Here is a 14,793-nt window from a genome sequence, read left to right on the forward strand (position 1 = left end):
GCCCCGCAGATAATAATCTTGGTGTAATGTTCCTTCATACTTTCATACGGTTTCGAAACGATAAGGACCCCCCTCACCCGAGGTGGGGTATGCATCACCCCGGTCCGCCGCGAGTCACGACGATCGGCCGCCCCGTCGAACTCGCTCCGAGAGCCCCCGAACGAGACGCAACGTACCGGTGGCGCGTCCTCGACGCGCCCGCGGAGAGCGCCGCGACGGTCGGCTCGGGCCCGGTCGTCCACCTCGCACCCGACGTTCCCGGCACGTACCACCTCGAACTCGACGCGCCCGACGGTCGCCACGAACAGACCGTTCGCGCCTTCCCCGACGACCGCCGCCCGGCGACGATGGCGGTCCCCGCGGCCGCCCTCGAACCCGCCTCGCCGGACGAGGTCGCCGTCATCGGCCCGTTCAACGACCGCCTCGTCGGCCGCGACCGGCCGCGCCGCGCCGGGGACGACTACGTCCTCGACGTGGACCTCCCGCCGGGCACGCACCCGTTCGGGTTCGCCCCGCACGACGACCTCGCGGAACAGGTCCGCGGTGACGTCGAAGTCCCCGGACCGGGCCGCCCGCGGGTTCGACTCGACGGGCGAGTCGGGCAGGAGAACAGTGACGACCTCCTCGTCGTCGCGGACGCGGAGACCGCGCCCGACGCCGAGGAAGCGACGCTCGCCGTCGAGTTCCTGTTCGACGACCGCGACGCGCTCGACCCGAGTGACTGCGAGGTCCGCGACGACCGCCTGCGCGTCCCGGTCGACACGCTCCGCGGGGTCGACTCGTCGGAGCCGGTTCGGGTCCACGCCGTCGCGGTCCAAACGACGGCCGAGTCGGGTGAGTCGGGCGAACCGTACGTCCGGCACTCGGTTCTCGACACGCTGGTCGTGGACCCCGGCGTCGTCGCCGACGAACCCGGTTCCGGCCTCTCCGTCTCGCGGCCCGCGGACGCGCCCGAGTGGGCGCACCACGCGACCGTCTACGAGGTGTTCGTCCGGTCGTTCGCCGGCGAGACGCCCGACCCGACGTTCGACGAACTCGCCCGGCGGGTTCCCTACCTCGAATCGCTCGGCGTGGACTGCCTGTGGCTCACGCCGATACTGGAGAGCCACACGACCCACGGCTACCACGTCACCGACTACTTCGACACCGCGTCGGACCTCGGTTCGCGCGAGGACTTCGAGGCGCTCGTCGAGCGATGTCACGACGCCGGCATCCGCGTCGTCTTCGACCTCGTCATCAACCACACGTCGCGGGACCACCCGGCCTTCCAGTTCCATTCGACCGGCGTCCCCGGCTACGAGGACCACTACGTCCGCGTTCCCGAGCGCGAGGACTCCTCCGACATCGACTGGGGCGGCCCCGGCGCGGCGGAGCACTGCTTCAACTGGACGCGCATTCCGAACCTCAACTACGACTCGCCGGCGGTCCGGTCGTGGATGCTCGACGTGGTCACCGAGTGGGCGGCGGTCGTCGACGGCTTCCGCTGCGACGTGGCGTGGGGCGTCCCCCACGGCTTCTGGAAGGAGGTCCGCGAGCGGGTGAAAGCCGACGACCCCGACTTCCTGCTCCTCGACGAGACCATCCCGCGGGACCCCGCGTACCACGAAACCGAGTTCGACGCCCACTACGACACGACGCTGTACGGGGCGCTCCGAGCCATCGGCGCGGGCGAGAGACCGGCGACGGCCCTCCTCAACGCCGTCGCCGACGCCCGCTGGCACGGCTTCCCCGACGACGCCGTACAACTTCGCTACATCGAGAACCACGACGAGGAGCGCTACCGAAGCGCAGTCGGAGATGACGCGCTTCGGGCGGCCGCGGCCGCGACGTTCACGCTCCCCGGCGCGCCGATGATATACTACGGGCAGGAGACCGGCGTCGCGGACCGGCGCGGGACGATGCGCTGGTACGACGCCGACACCGACCTCGTGGATTTCCACCGGCGGCTCTCCCGCCTCCGCGACGCGCACGAGGCGCTCCGCGCCGGCGACGTCGAACCCGTCTCTGCCAGCGTTGCCCCCGCCGGAGACGATGGTGTCGAGGCCGACCGCGTGGTCGCGTTCGCCCGCGACGACGGCACCGACCGGCTCGTCGTCGTCCTGAACTTCGACGGGGGGCCGACGACCGTCGAACTCGGCGCGGAGACGGCCGAGACCGACCTGCTGACGGGCGAGCGAGTCGGCGCGAGCGGCGCGGCCGCGGGCGATGGGGGCGTCCGCGTCACCGTCGCCGACGCGGTCGTGCTCCGCGCCGTCGGTGATTCGAGCCATTAAGTATCATGGTCGATGACAGTCCGACCATGGACGACCGGGAACTCGCCGACCTCCTGGAGCAGTTCGGGCTCTCAGAGAAGGTCGTCGACACGTATCTGACTCTGCTCGAACTCGGGGAGGCGAAGGCGAGCCAGATCGCCGACGCGGCGGGCGTCTCCAAGCGCTACGTTTACAGCGTGAGCAAGGAACTGGAATCGCGCGGCTTCGTGGAGGTCAACGACCACGTCGTGCCGACGACGATTCGGCCCTTGCCGCCGATGGAGGTCATCGAATCGCTCTCCGAGAGCGTCGAATCCATGCGCCCCGCGCTGGAGGAGCGCTACACGGCCACCGCCCGGGACCAAGAGCGCTTCGAGGTCATCAAGTCCCGCGTGACGGTGCTCAAGCGCATCGGAGAACTCGTCGGCCGCGCCGAGTCCGAAATCACGCTGTCGCTCCCCTACGACGTGCTCGACGAGGTCGAAGACGAACTCCGGGCGGCCCGCGAGCGCGGCGTCCTCGTCTCGCTCGTCGTCAGTGGCGTCGAACCGCACGACGACCTCGCGCTCGACGGCGTGGCCTCGCTGGTGCGCGTCTGGCACGAACTCATGCCCACGATGCTCACCGTCGATTCGCGAACGGGCCTCATCTCCCCCGGCGAGATGGTCGCCCGGTCGAACTCCGAGTCGCAGGCCATCGTCTTCGCACAGCCACACCTCGGTCCGGTCATCGTCGGCTCCTTCTTCGGAAACTACTGGCCGATGGCCGCCGAGGCGTACACGACCGACCCCGACCCGCTCCCGGCGATGTACCACAACTTCCGCCACGCCGTCCTGCAAGCCGCCCTCTGCGAGCGCGCGGGCATCGACCTCGACGTGACCGTCAGCGGGCGGATGGTCCACACCGACGGCCCGACCGAACTTCACGGCCGCGTGGTGGACATCCGGCAGGGTCTCCTCGAACCCGCGAACAACTCCTTCCCGGTCGAGAACGCCTTCGTCGTCGAGACGGACGAGGGGACTTACAGCATCGGTGGCCAAGGCGCGTTCGTCGAGGACTTCGAGGCCGACGCGGTCGAGTTCACGGCGGCCGAGTAGGCGAGCGCGTCGTGCAGTTCCTTTTCGGCAGTTCGGCTGGCCTTTCTGACGCCCGTCTCACCGAGCGACGTCTCGCCGGTCAGCGTCCGTGTTTTCTCGAAAACGGCATTTCGTATCGCGCAATTTGGTTTATCGGCGTCGAAACCGTCACTACCGGGTCGCTCGGAGACACACGAACAGCGAGAGAAAGCGGAGGGGTCTCGACGGGTCAGACGGCGAACGCGCCGATGCGTTCGAACTCGTTTTCGGCGATAGCGTCGGACACCGCGTCGATGTCGACGTCGTCGGGCATCTCGCCGGGGTACTTGCGGCGGAAGTAGCCGACGATGTTCTTCGCGTCGCGCGCGAGGAGTTCGCGGGCGTTGTCGTGGTCGGTCGGGACGGCCTGCGGCCAGTCGAAGACCGTGACGCCGCGCTCGCCGACCGCGACGTTGTACTCGGACATGTCGGCGTGGACGTAGCCGGCCTCGTAGGCCTCGGCCATCTCGGAGAGAATCAAATCGAGGACGCCCGTCACCTGCTCGGATTCCAACTTCGCCTTGGCGAGTTCGACGCCATCGAGTTTCGCCATGATGATCGCGTGGCGGTTGTGGTCGACGGGGCGCGGGACCGACACCTGCGGAAAGAGGGTTTCGAGCGCCTCGTACTCGCGTTCGGCCGCCTTGCGGGCGGTGTAGAGCCACGAGACGTGGTGGTTCTCGGAGGTGTAGTCGCGCTCGCGGCGCACCTCGCGGAAGTTGGTGTACCCCTCGCGGTGGAACTTGAGCGCGAGCGGCTTGAACGACTGCACCTCGAACACGTCGCTTTCCTTGCCGACGCCGAGGGGCGCGCCGAACCCCTGAATGGTGTCTCGCTGGGCGAACGTCCGGAGGGCGAGCGCGTCGTACCCCTCGACCGTGAGCTTGTACCCCTCGTACTGGATGGTCTTGCGCTCGATGAGCTCGCGGGTCATACAGCGGTCGATGCGGTAGTCGACCTCCTCGGCGGTCAGCCCCGAGTTCTTCGGGAGCTTCTCCCGGTTGACCCACTCGCTGAAGCGCATGCCCTGCTCGACGCCCGAGAGGAGGTAGAAGTCCTCGGGCTCGAGTTCGGCCATGACGCCGGCGACGTTCCGTACCATGCACGTCCGTCCGTCGGCGAGGCGTAAAAGGCCCGCGAGTCGGCGAATGTCGCCCGTGATAAATTGCATGTGACGATACGAAATCGGGCGTGACGACTCACCTACCGTTTCGGCGGGGGAGTCTGGAAGATAGGCGTCTCGCGGCAGGACTACGAGGAGTCCTCCCTATCGAGGATGTAGTCAGCAAGTCCCAGTGTGAACTTTGGTGCCGATTGAGCGACCTGACTGGAGGCGTTGAGAGGAACGCGTGAATGGACCATCATCTCTCTCACCCGACATTTATGCGAAACGAGACAGTTGGAACGGATATGACTACGGGACCGGAGAGGGTGGGGCGGCGACACGTCCTCCATGTGCTGGGAGTCGGCCTGACAACTGGCGTGGCCGGCTGTAGTCGCCTCAGGGGGGCGACGGACGACTCATCAGATAACAGTGGGCGGCTTGCATCCGATGGCACCGCGACAGAAGCGAATTCGTCAGCCGTCGCCGTTGAACTCTCCACGACGGCCCAGCCATCACAGCTCCCGCCAATCTGGGAGGGCCACGACATCACGGCGTTCCAGGCGCAATTCTCGGTCGAAGCGTCCGGTCAACCGGATCAAGTAACACTCGCCAACGACCGGGTGGAACTGACCCGCGATTCCGAGGCGTGGACTGACGATACCGTAACGGTCGAGCCAGGGCAATTGACTCCCGGTGAGCAGACGTTCACTGCCACGGCTACCCGGGGTGAACAACAGGCACAGGCTACGGCCTCGGTTTCCAAGTCGATACCGAGCGCGTATAAACTCGATATCGTCCCAGAACGAAGCGAGGAGCTGAGAACTCAAATCAGTCAGCACTCGATTCAGGAGAACTATCTTGAGGACCGTGGCGGATTCACTACTTCAGACTTGGTATTCGAGACGTACCGCAGTCACGAACAACTGTCCTTCGACAAATTCGGAATCGACTTGGTAGCCTACGAATGGAGACACGATAACGACTACATCGATTTGGCAGAAGCCCAACCCACAGAAGTAAAGAATTTCGTAGACAGCATCGGAACAGACACAGGATATTCCGAAATTGAAGCAATCAAGAGCGGAGAACAGGGCATTAGCAAATATCCAAATGCTAGTGGCCGTAGGGATGGAGGCTCGTTCCAGTTAGATGAATTCCGGAACGCAGAAACCGTAGGAGAGGCCCTCGACTGGGTCCATCCTTACTTGTTCAACTGGCAAATAATTAGAACTGACAAAGGACCAGTATCTACAGAAGATGCATTGTATGCACCAACTCTAGAACGGGCAATTGAAGAAAATACTAACCAGGGCCTCGAAGTACATGCCTGGGACGTTGAAACTTTAGGTCACGGTACAGGCCTTATTTACGGGAAGAACGCCGACGGCTCAGAAGAACTCAGATTCATGGAGACTGTGGCAACCCCTGTTACAGCTACCGCAGATGACCAACAACTACACCCCTTAATCGAGGATTCAGGATACCTTGATCCAGAAAATGATGGATTCCAAGAGCACTGGCACCCATTACGATTCGGCTGGGAAAAAGACGAAGACACAACTCCACTAGATTTCTCAAGTAAGAAGGCTAGAGCTGTAAGAACGATAGGAGAAATGGCGAACACACTCTATCATGAAGATGCTCCTCATCCCGGTCATGGAGAAACGGTAGCTCCAACCACTGAGTACGTTATAGACTTCACTGAGAAACTCAGGAACTTCAACCAGAACGATGTTGAATTTCAGACCTTATACAATCAGGCCAAAGTACTTGAGAAGTTGGTGCGTACAGAAGATGAAAACCATGTGGTATACGGAACCACAGAGAACCCTCAGTACGCAGTTGTAGAGGATGACTCATTGCTTGAAGATATCTGGGAAGACAGAAACGGAGAATACGACGACTTCGACCAGCACTTAACCCAGAACTCGGCGACAACATGAGTTCGAAGCGGTGACTCCGAACCTCGACAGAGACGGGTGAAGATGTCGAAATGCGGTTACCGGCTACGATGTTCCACCCCGCCCTCCACTGACAGCTGGCAAGCGAGAGACTCGCACGCGCTACTGAGCGGCTGATCCAAGCAGTAAAACCGATTCTCGTATCAGCCGTCTTCGAGTGGACTCACGCCGCGTCGAGGTGGAACTCGACGACTGCGCCCTCGCCGTCGTCGGTCGGGGGAAGGCGAAGTTCGCCGCCGTAGGCCTCCACAATCCACTTCGAGAGCCAGAGGCCGAGGCCGTTGCCGTGGGCGAGGTCGCTCTCTTCGACGTTCTGCTCGATGAGTTCGCGCTGGTGGTCGGGGATGCCGGGGCCGTCGTCCGCGATTCGCACGACGACCTCGCTTCCGACGCGCTCGTACGCGATTTCGACCGTCGGGGCGCTCCCGGCGTGTTCGAGGGCGTTGTCGACGACTTCACGGAACGCGATTTTCAGCTTCTTCCCGCCGACGACCGTTGCTGGACCGTCACCGCTGACGGTGATGGTCGCCTCGGGGTTGGCCGCCGAGCGGTCGTCGACGAGCGAGTCGAGGAGCGCGCGTAGGTCGACCGTCTCGCCCCCGTGGTCGCTGTCGACGAGTTGGGTGACGGTCTTGACCTGGTCGCTCATCGTGCCGAGGTCGTCGCCGGTCGCTTTCAGTCGCTCGCCGATGCGGACGGTCTCTTCGTCGCCGCCGTCGGTGGCGAGTCGGTCGCCCCAGCCGAGGAGCAACTGCGCGGTGTGTCGGAGGTTGTGGCGGACGAGTCGGTTGATGACCGCGGAGCGTTTGTACTGCTCGGACAGCTCGCGGGTCCGAATCCGGCGCACGTCGTTGATACCGATGAGGACGTGCGCGACGGCGCTCACGCCGACGACGACGGCGGCGCTGAAAAGCGGCTCGCTGACCCCTCCGCCCGCGGCCCGCTGGTAGCTCCCGATGAGCGCGAGCACGAACACGGTGACGACGACGCCGAGGAGGTTCCAGCCGGCGACGCGGGCGACGTGAGCGGTCTTGAGGTCGCTTCGGTAGACGACGGGGCCGACGGCGACGAAGAGCACCGAGATGACGAGGCCGAAGGCCGCGGCGACGAGTCCCGCGAGGTCGGATGCGACCGAGGCGACGCTGTTCGAGACGATGACGAACAGGGCCACCCCGGTGAGACTGAGCGACCCCGCGCTAACGAGACGAGAGACGTTCACGGTTCGTTGACTCTCCTAGTGCTAATAACGCTTCTTTGAAACGAGTTGTCACTCGGCGTTGACGCGGTAGGGAAGCCCCTCGGGGTCGAAAACGCCGTCCGCGTCGCACCGCGCCGACACCGGGCCGACGGTCGCCTCGCTGTCGGTCGGATACCACGCGCGGCCGACCGGCGAGACGACGAATCGGGCGTCCCGGTCGCCGACGAACACGAGGTCGCCGCCCTCGAACGACTCCAGCGGCTCGATGCCGAGCGCCTCGGTCAGAGACGCAACGAACGACTCCACGTCGGGGACGGCCATCCCGACCTCGGTCGCGCCGCGGAGGTCGGTCGCCGGGTCGAACTCGCCGGTCGCGTCGCCGTCGTAGCAGACGTACTCGATGACGTTGCCCTCGGGGTCCTCGAAGTAGACGGAGTCACAGCCGAGGAAGTCGAACCGGACGCTCGGTCCCTCGTCGGTGTCGAGCACGTCCACGCCCGCGCGGTCGTCCAACCACGCGACCACGGAGTCGACCGCGGCGGCGACGGTGAACGCGAGGTGGCCGGGGTCGGTGTCGCCGAGTTCGAACCACAGGGTCGTCCCCCCGGCGGTCGCCGAGCGCTGTGACCCGGGGACGGCCGCGAAGCCGAGCGTCTCGACGTAGAACTCACACAGCGAGATGGGGTCTGTCGCGGCGAGGGCGACGCGGGTGAACTTCATGGTTCCACGTCACCGCGGTGCGGTTTAACGGAATCGCTCGCGTCGGCCGAGCGTCGAAATCGCTTTCTCCCGGATGGACGAAGCCCACGTATGAACGACTCGCAGGGGTCGATTGCCGACCGCGAGTGGCGGGTGATTCCCGAGGAGGTCCGACCGGGACCGATGCAGATGGCGCTCGACGAGGTCGCCGGCGAGACGGCCGCCGCGGGCGGTCCGCGGACCGTCCGCGTCTACTCGTGGGAGCCGAGTTGCCTCTCGCTGGGCTACGGACAGGACCCGGAGACGGTCGACTGGGGCTACTGCGACCGCGAGGGAATCGACGTGACCCGCCGACAGACCGGCGGCGGCGGCATCTACCACGACCGCCACGGCGACGTGGCGTACTCCATCGCCGCGCCGAAATCGGAGCTACCGGGCGACCTCATGGACTGCTATCACCTGCTGTGCGAGCCGATTTTGGACGCGATTCGCGCGGTCGGCGTGGACGTGGACTTCGTCGACGACGACGTGCCCGTCATCTGGCATCCCGCCTGCTACCTGCGGGCGCTCCACCCCGCCCACGACATGGTCGCCGCGGGGCGGAAGGTCGCGGGCAACGCCCAGTACCGCCGCCGCGACGCCGTCGTCCAGCACGGCTCTCTCACCTACTCGGTGGACGCCGAGACGCACCTCGACGTGTTCGACGGCCACGACGTGACGCCCGAGGCGTTCCGCGAGCGCGTCGTCGGCATCGACGAACTCGCCGACGCCTCCCGCGGGGAGTTCGTCGCGGCGCTGACCGAGTCGCTCTCGGGGTTCGTCGACGCCGACGAGGGGTCGTGGACCGACGCGGAACTCGACCGCGCGCGCGAGAAAGTCGACGAGAAGTACCGCGCGGACGACTGGGTGCGCCGCCGCCCGGGGTCGCGGTCCGACTGAGCGGCCGCCGTCGTCGTTGTCGTCGTCGCCGCTCGCCGCGACCCCGCCACCGCTCTCTCGTCGTCCGACGTCGCCGCCGACTCCGAAGTCCCTTTGTTCGGGTACGCCGTCGGACTCCCCATGCAAGTCGGCGCACACGTCTCGATGTCCAGTTCGAAGGTCTCGTCCGACGACGAGACGCCACCGCACGGTAACGTCGCCAACGCCGTCTTCCGGCAGGTCGCCTTCGGCGGCAACTGCGGGCAGATTTTCACCACCTCGCCGCAGGTGTGGCGCGACCCCGACATCTCCGACGCGGAGGCCGAACTGTTCCGCGAGGAGACCGCCGACAACCTGGCCGGCCCGTGGGTCATCCACTCGTCGTATCTCGTCAACCTCTGTACGCCCAAAGACGGCCTCCGGCAGAAGTCGCTGGACTCGATGCAGACGGAGGTCGACATGGCCGACAAACTCGGCATCGAGTACGTGAACGTCCACCTCGGCGCTCACACCGGCGCGGGCGAACAGCAGGGCCTCGACAACGCCGTCTCCGTCCTCGACGACCTCGACATCCCCGACGGCGTCACCGTCCTCATCGAGTCCGACGCGGGCTCGGGCACCAAGATGGGCGACGACTTCACCCACCTCGGCTACGTCCTCGAAGAGTCCGAACAGGACCTCGACGTCTGTCTCGACACCGCCCACGCGTTCGCCGCGGGCTACGACCTCTCGACGGCCGCGGGCGTCGACGAGACGTTCGAGGAACTCGACGCCGAGGTCGGACTGGAGCACCTCAAGTGCGTCCACCTCAACGACTCGAAACACGAGTGCGGGACGAACAAGGACGAACACGCGCTCATCGGCGAGGGCCTCATCGGCGAGGAGGGCATGCGCGCGTTCATCAACCACGAGGCCATCGTCGACGACGACGTGCCGCTCGTCTTGGAGACGCCCACCGAGGACGGCAAGGGCTTCGCGTGGAACATCGAGCGCGTCCGCGAACTCCGCGCCGACGCGGAGTAAGACGCCGGACCGCGGGCCGGGACTCCAGCGGCCGCCGCTGAGTCTCGCATCGACCGTTTCGACTGTTTTTTGGGTCGCCGCGCCCGACTCCGCGTGTGCGACGTTTCTCCGAATCGTACCTCCGGCGGACGCGAGAAGGCATGTGGGACAACTCCCGCGCCGCCCTCGCCGACCTCGACCTCGGCGGTCGGACCCGCATCCTCGATGTGGGCTGTGGGACCGGCGAGTTCACGCGCGTCCTCGCGGAGGCCTCTGACGCCCGCGTCGTCGGCGTCGACGCCGACACCGACCTGCTTTCGGTCGCGGCCGACCGCGCCGGCATCGAGGCGGTCGCTGGAGATGCGACTCAGCTCCCCTTCGCCGCCGACAGCTTCGATTTGGTCGTCTGTCAGGCGCTCCTCGTGAACCTCCCGGACCCGACGGCCGCGCTCAGCGAGTTCGCCCGCGTCTCGTCTGACCTCGTGGCGACGGTCGAACCCGACAACGCGGCCGTCGGCGTCGACTCGACCGTCGAGGCCGAGGCCGCGCTCGACCGCCGGGTCAGAGACGCCTTCCGCGAGGGCGTGGCGACCGACGTGGCGCTCGGCGACCGCGTCCGTGGACTGTTCGCCGACGCCGGCCTGTCGGTCGTCGGGACCCGCCGGTACCACCACCGCAAGCTGACCGAGCCGCCGTACGACGACCACGACGTGCGGAGCGCGGCGAAGAAGGCGACCGGCGAGGGGTTGGACCGTCACGAGGCCGACCTCCGCCGGGGACTCGACGGCGACTCCTACGAGTCCGTCCGCCGGGAGTGGCGCGAGATGGGCCGCGAGGTCGTCCAGCAGATTCGAGACGGGGAGTACCGCCGGGCCGAGGTCGTCCCGTTCGACGTGACGACGGGCCGGGTGTAGTCGAGGGCACTCGACGGACCGAACCGATGGCCGAGTCACCGGCCGAAAAACGAGTCTATCTGTTCAGTAGCCGACCGCGAGCTGTTCGTGGACGGCGTCGCCGCTCTCCAGTTCGTTCGCGAACGCGATTGCGAAGTCCTCCATGGAGATGCGGCTCTCGCCGTCTTCGTCGGAGACGAGTTCGCCGAGCGCGGTCCGGAACTCGCCGGTCCGCTCGCCGGGTTCGATGAGCGCCGCGGGCGCGACGTAGGTCCACCGCAGGTCGTCGGCGTCTTCGAGCAGGCCGTACGCCTCGATGGCGGCGCTGGCGACGGGCTTCCACTCGTCGGGGAACTCCGGCGAGTCGATGAGTCGCGTGTCGGGACCGACGTTCAGGATGCCCGCGCCGCCGGTCCAGACGAGGCGGTCGACCGAGGCGCGGTCCATCCCGTCGATGACCGCGTCGAGCATCTCGACGAGGACCTCGGGCGACTCGTCGCTCGGGCCGAGCGCGGAGGCGACCGCGTCGTGGCCCGCGGCGAGTCGCGCGATTTGGTCGGCGTCGGTCGCGTCGCCGGCGACCGCCGAGAAGTCGGGGTCGTCGACGCCGTCGACCGCGCCGCTTCGGGAGACGCCGGTCACCGCGTGCCCGCGGTTCAGGAGTTCGTTGGCGATTCGCGTGCCGATTCGGCCGCTCGCACCGAGGAGGAGTACGTTCATGATGGGTGTGTTGTGGGGCGTGTTGTAGGTCGTGTCGTGAGTGTGCTCGCCGTTCGGTTCGCCGCGACGATGCAGTCACATCGTCATACTTGGTCAACGAGAGTGAGTTTAATATACCTAAGCGAACCTCGGTGTGAGTAGGTCACGCCGATGTCACCGCACCAGAACCTCGAGACGAAGTACGAACAGTGTCCGGTCATCAAGACGCTCGAAGAGATCGGGTCGCGGTGGCGGATGACGGTCATCCACGTCCTGCGCGAGGGCGACCTCCGGTTCAACGAACTCAAGCGCGCGACGGGTGCGAACTCCCAGACGCTCTCGCGCGTGCTGGACGACCTCCAAGAGTTGGGCTACGTCGACCGCGAGGTCGAAGACGGCAGTCCCATCGCGGTGTACTACTCGCTCACACAGAAGGGCGAGGAACTGCTCCCGGCGTTCGACGACATCTACGAGTGGGGCGAAAAATGGATGTCCGCGGACGGTGGCGCTGAGTCGTAAGCGGCGGTTCGCGGGCGCTCAGCCGAGGAACAGGTCGACGAAGTTCCCGTTCGACTTGCCGCGGCAGAGTTCCGAGTAGCCGCAGTTCGCACACGAGACGACGGTGAACTGGCGGTTCTGGATGTCGAACATCTTCGAGAGGCCGCTTCCCGTGGTTGCGATGGAGTCGATTTCGGTCTCGGAGTGACCGCATTTCGGACAGCCGTCTCGGTCGGCGCTTGGTGGAGGGCTCATGTTGAACCGTTGAACTACCCCCGTGAAAAATGTACCTCCGAAACCACTTCCTTTCTCGCGCCCGCTGGTGAGCGTATGCCCGCCGGTGGTCTCGTGTTCCTCCTCTTCGTCCTCCTCAGCATCGGTGCCGCAGTCGCCCTCTACGCCGCGATTCGAGACGAGACGCGGGACCCGCCGACGATGAGCCGCGACGAGGCGGAGCGTCGCGCACGCGACGAGGGGATGCGCTACAACGAGGCGCGCGGCCGCGAGACCGACCGCGCCGACGACCGCGACTGGTAGCCGGTCGCCCCCGACCCGGTCCGGCCTCGATTCGGCTCCGCCCTCAGACCACGTCGCCGCGGACCGACGTGCCGGTCTGGTCGGCCCGGTAGGCTCGCATCGCCTCGACGGCCGTCTCGGCCTCGTCTCCCTCCAGTCCGAGCATCTCCAGCGCGCCCGAGAGCGTCGGGAAGGCGAACTCGCCGTTTCGGAGTTTCGACATCGCGTCCGACGAGCGCTGGCCGTCGGCGTAGAGGCAGACGCCGCGGGGGTCGAGAATCTGCTCGTAGGCCTCGCGTTCGACCGCGCCCTTCAGCCGCTGGGTGACGTTGTCCTCGAAGGAGGCGTTGCACACTTCGAGGTGGACCGGTTCGTCGTCGTCCGGGAGCAGGTGTGCGGCGAGGCACTTCTCGGGGGCGGCGTAGCCGTTCGCGTTGGCTCGCAACAGGTCGGGGTGCTCGCGCGCCCACTCGGCGCGGACGCTCTTGCCGACGCCCTTCACGCCGTGGGACCGCTCGAACGACTCGGCCGCGTCGGGGTCGCCGCGGAGGAGGATGTCTTTCGTCACGTACACGTCGAGTCGGTCGAGGGGGTCGAGGCCGAGCGCCACGTCGCCGTAGACCCACACCTCGCGGACCGGGACGGGGAGCGTCTCGGACTCGACGGCGTCGACGACGGCGGCAACGCGGTCGAGGGCGGCGTCTCTGTCCATCGACTGTCCGTGGGGGTCGGAGGGCCAAACCGGTTGCGACCGAGCGCGGTCGGGTCGCCTGTTTCCGGTCGCCGGTCGGGCGTCCGACGGCAGTCGCCCCGAGGCGAAACCCGTATCCCTCCTGCCGGGCAAGCGACCGGCAATGGAGTGCGACAAGTGCGGCCGCGACGCGGTGATGCACGCGGCCTACTCCGGGGCCCACCTCTGCGACGACCACCTCTGCGCCTCGGTCGAGAAACGCGTTCGCCGCCGCATCCGCGAGGACAACATGCTCCCCCGCGATGCCAGCCCCGAGAACCCCCAGACGTGGGTCATCGGGCTGTCCGGCGGCAAAGACAGCGTCGTTCTCACACACATCCTCGACGACACGTTCGGGCGCGACCCGCGCATCGAACTCGTCGCCCTCACCATCCACGAGGGCATCGAGGGCTACCGCGACAAGTCCGTCGACGCCTGCGTCGAACTCGCCGAGGACCTCGACATCCACCACGAACTGGTCTCCTACGAGGACGAGTTCGGCGTCCAGATGGACGACGTGGTCGAGAAGGACCCCGAGAACATGGCCGCCTGCGCCTACTGCGGGGTGTTCCGCCGCGACCTGCTCGAACGCTTCGCCGACGACCTCGGCGCGGACAAACTGCTCACGGGACACAACCTCGACGACGAGGCGCAGACGGCGCTCATGAACTTCTTCGAGGGCGACCTCAAGCAGGTCGCAAAGCACTTCGACGCCAGCATCGGCGACTTCGAAAAGCGCCGCGACGCCGGCGAGTTCATCCCGCGGGCCAAGCCGCTCCGCGACGTGCCCGAAAAGGAGGTCGCGCTCTACGCCCACCTGAAGGACCTCCCCGCGCACATCACCGAGTGCCCCCATTCCTCGGAGGCCTACCGCGCCGAGATTCAGCAGTTGCTGTTGAAACTCGAAGAGAACCACCCCGGCACCCGCCACTCGATTATGGCCGGCTACGAGGAGTTGGCCGAGTTGACCGCCCGCGAGTACCGCGGCGAGGGCCGCGTCGACCTCAACGACTGCGAGCGCTGTGGGTCGAAAACCGCCGGTGACGTCTGTCGGAAGTGCCGGCTCATCGAGTCGATAGAGGCGGTCTGAGCGGCTACGGAACCGCACGGAACTCGTTTTGGGACGCGTCTTACGGGTCAGACAGAACCGAGTGCGGTCGCGTCGACCGAATCGGCGGCGACGCTCGCGGGGCGGAAAACGTCGTTT

The 14,793-nt window shown here is 66.3% G+C and carries 14 protein-coding genes and 1 pseudogene; 9 read left to right on the forward strand and 6 right to left on the reverse strand.

The genetic code is table 11. The features are described from left to right. The first annotated feature begins 89 nt into the window (after window positions 1-89). A complete protein-coding gene (locus IEV64_RS07800; RefSeq protein WP_188423563.1) occupies window positions 90-2,273 on the forward strand; it encodes an alpha-amylase family glycosyl hydrolase in 2,184 nt (727 codons plus the stop codon). 5 nt (window positions 2,274-2,278) lie between these two features. Continuing rightward, window positions 2,279-3,349, forward strand: a complete 1,071-nt coding sequence (locus IEV64_RS07805) for a TrmB family transcriptional regulator (protein WP_004044365.1) — start codon at window positions 2,279-2,281, stop codon at window positions 3,347-3,349. A 208-nt stretch (window positions 3,350-3,557) separates the two neighbouring features. On the opposite strand, the gene IEV64_RS07810 is transcribed toward IEV64_RS07805, so the two are convergent. After that, window positions 3,558-4,469, reverse strand: coding sequence for a serine/threonine-protein kinase RIO2 (locus tag IEV64_RS07810; protein WP_007274844.1), 912 nt, complete (start codon window positions 4,467-4,469; stop codon window positions 3,558-3,560). Between the two features lie 308 nt (window positions 4,470-4,777). Between IEV64_RS07810 and IEV64_RS07815 the strand changes: the two genes are divergently transcribed. Beyond that, the gene (locus tag IEV64_RS07815; RefSeq protein WP_188423564.1) at window positions 4,778-6,415 is read left to right on the forward strand and encodes a hypothetical protein; all 1,638 of its coding nucleotides are present in this window, start codon (window positions 4,778-4,780) and stop codon (window positions 6,413-6,415) included. Window positions 6,416-6,596: 181 nt separating this feature from the next. Here the strand turns inward: IEV64_RS07815 and IEV64_RS07820 are convergent, their stop codons facing one another. Together IEV64_RS07820 and IEV64_RS07825 are read right to left on the reverse strand one after the other, a co-directional pair. Then, window positions 6,597-7,652, reverse strand: a complete 1,056-nt coding sequence (locus IEV64_RS07820) for a sensor histidine kinase (RefSeq protein ID WP_188423565.1) — start codon at window positions 7,650-7,652, stop codon at window positions 6,597-6,599. A 48-nt stretch (window positions 7,653-7,700) separates the two neighbouring features. Further along, entirely contained in the window at window positions 7,701-8,351 is a 651-nt protein-coding gene (locus IEV64_RS07825) for a VOC family protein (protein ID WP_188423566.1), read from the reverse strand. 90 nt (window positions 8,352-8,441) lie between these two features. Here IEV64_RS07825 and IEV64_RS07830 point away from each other — a divergent pair, with 90 nt between their 5' ends. The 3 genes from IEV64_RS07830 to IEV64_RS07840 all read left to right on the forward strand — a co-directional run bounded on the left by IEV64_RS07830 (window position 8,442) and on the right by IEV64_RS07840 (window position 11,164). After that, window positions 8,442-9,269: a lipoate--protein ligase family protein gene (locus IEV64_RS07830; RefSeq protein ID WP_007274839.1), complete on the forward strand. Its 828-nt coding sequence runs from the start codon at window positions 8,442-8,444 to the stop codon at window positions 9,267-9,269. A 120-nt stretch (window positions 9,270-9,389) separates the two neighbouring features. Continuing rightward, window positions 9,390-10,271 carry a deoxyribonuclease IV gene (locus IEV64_RS07835; protein ID WP_188423567.1) on the forward strand — a complete coding sequence of 294 codons (882 nt, stop codon included), beginning with the start codon at window positions 9,390-9,392 and terminating at the stop codon, window positions 10,269-10,271. A 140-nt stretch (window positions 10,272-10,411) separates the two neighbouring features. Next, window positions 10,412-11,164 carry a class I SAM-dependent methyltransferase gene (locus tag IEV64_RS07840; RefSeq protein ID WP_188423635.1) on the forward strand — a complete coding sequence of 251 codons (753 nt, stop codon included), beginning with the start codon at window positions 10,412-10,414 and terminating at the stop codon, window positions 11,162-11,164. Between the two features lie 63 nt (window positions 11,165-11,227). Here IEV64_RS07840 and IEV64_RS07845 read toward each other — a convergent pair whose 3' ends face one another. Further along, entirely contained in the window at window positions 11,228-11,863 is a 636-nt protein-coding gene (locus IEV64_RS07845; protein WP_188423568.1) for an NAD(P)-dependent oxidoreductase, read from the reverse strand. A 150-nt stretch (window positions 11,864-12,013) separates the two neighbouring features. Here IEV64_RS07845 and IEV64_RS07850 point away from each other — a divergent pair, with 150 nt between their 5' ends. Further along, window positions 12,014-12,361: a winged helix-turn-helix transcriptional regulator gene (locus IEV64_RS07850; RefSeq protein ID WP_007274835.1), complete on the forward strand. Its 348-nt coding sequence runs from the start codon at window positions 12,014-12,016 to the stop codon at window positions 12,359-12,361. Window positions 12,362-12,379: 18 nt separating this feature from the next. On the opposite strand, the gene IEV64_RS07855 is transcribed toward IEV64_RS07850, so the two are convergent. Then, window positions 12,380-12,595 (reverse strand): zinc ribbon domain-containing protein, encoded by a 216-nt coding sequence (locus IEV64_RS07855; protein ID WP_188423569.1) that lies wholly within the window; start codon window positions 12,593-12,595, stop codon window positions 12,380-12,382. 75 nt (window positions 12,596-12,670) lie between these two features. On the opposite strand from IEV64_RS07855, the pseudogene IEV64_RS07860 reads away from it, so the two are divergent. Continuing rightward, window positions 12,671-12,856: pseudogene (locus IEV64_RS07860) on the forward strand (DUF8143 family protein); the annotation flags it as partial. A 64-nt stretch (window positions 12,857-12,920) separates the two neighbouring features. On the opposite strand, the gene IEV64_RS07865 reads toward IEV64_RS07860, so the two are convergent. Continuing rightward, on the reverse strand, window positions 12,921-13,568 hold the full coding sequence (locus IEV64_RS07865; RefSeq protein ID WP_007274832.1) for a DUF7095 family protein: 648 nt from the start codon (window positions 13,566-13,568) through the stop codon (window positions 12,921-12,923). Window positions 13,569-13,710: 142 nt separating this feature from the next. Between IEV64_RS07865 and ncsA the strand changes: the two genes are divergently transcribed. Beyond that, entirely contained in the window at window positions 13,711-14,676 is a 966-nt protein-coding gene (gene ncsA, locus IEV64_RS07870; RefSeq protein WP_007274831.1) for a tRNA 2-thiolation protein NcsA, read from the forward strand. Window positions 14,677-14,793 lie beyond the last annotated feature (117 nt).

This window comes from Haloferax sulfurifontis (genome assembly GCF_014635105.1).
Taxonomy (GTDB): Archaea; Halobacteriota; Halobacteria; order Halobacteriales; family Haloferacaceae; genus Haloferax; species Haloferax denitrificans.

Excerpts from the sequence above, each read along its gene's own strand:
- IEV64_RS07825 (WP_188423566.1), bottom strand. The coding sequence starts at position 8,351 with ATGAAGTTCACCCGCGTCGCCCTCGCCGCGACAGACCCCATCTCGCTG.
- IEV64_RS07800 (WP_188423563.1), top strand. The coding sequence starts at position 90 with ATGCATCACCCCGGTCCGCCGCGAGTCACGACGATCGGCCGCCCCGTC.
- IEV64_RS07810 (WP_007274844.1), bottom strand. The coding sequence starts at position 4,469 with ATGGTACGGAACGTCGCCGGCGTCATGGCCGAACTCGAGCCCGAGGAC.
- IEV64_RS07865 (WP_007274832.1), bottom strand. The coding sequence starts at position 13,568 with ATGGACAGAGACGCCGCCCTCGACCGCGTTGCCGCCGTCGTCGACGCC.
- IEV64_RS07830 (WP_007274839.1), top strand. The coding sequence starts at position 8,442 with ATGAACGACTCGCAGGGGTCGATTGCCGACCGCGAGTGGCGGGTGATT.
- IEV64_RS07850 (WP_007274835.1), top strand. The coding sequence starts at position 12,014 with ATGTCACCGCACCAGAACCTCGAGACGAAGTACGAACAGTGTCCGGTC.
- IEV64_RS07855 (WP_188423569.1), bottom strand. The coding sequence starts at position 12,595 with ATGAGCCCTCCACCAAGCGCCGACCGAGACGGCTGTCCGAAATGCGGT.
- IEV64_RS07845 (WP_188423568.1), bottom strand. The coding sequence starts at position 11,863 with ATGAACGTACTCCTCCTCGGTGCGAGCGGCCGAATCGGCACGCGAATC.
- IEV64_RS07835 (WP_188423567.1), top strand. The coding sequence starts at position 9,390 with ATGCAAGTCGGCGCACACGTCTCGATGTCCAGTTCGAAGGTCTCGTCC.
- IEV64_RS07805 (WP_004044365.1), top strand. The coding sequence starts at position 2,279 with ATGGTCGATGACAGTCCGACCATGGACGACCGGGAACTCGCCGACCTC.
- IEV64_RS07815 (WP_188423564.1), top strand. The coding sequence starts at position 4,778 with ATGACTACGGGACCGGAGAGGGTGGGGCGGCGACACGTCCTCCATGTG.
- ncsA (WP_007274831.1), top strand. The coding sequence starts at position 13,711 with ATGGAGTGCGACAAGTGCGGCCGCGACGCGGTGATGCACGCGGCCTAC.
- IEV64_RS07840 (WP_188423635.1), top strand. The coding sequence starts at position 10,412 with ATGTGGGACAACTCCCGCGCCGCCCTCGCCGACCTCGACCTCGGCGGT.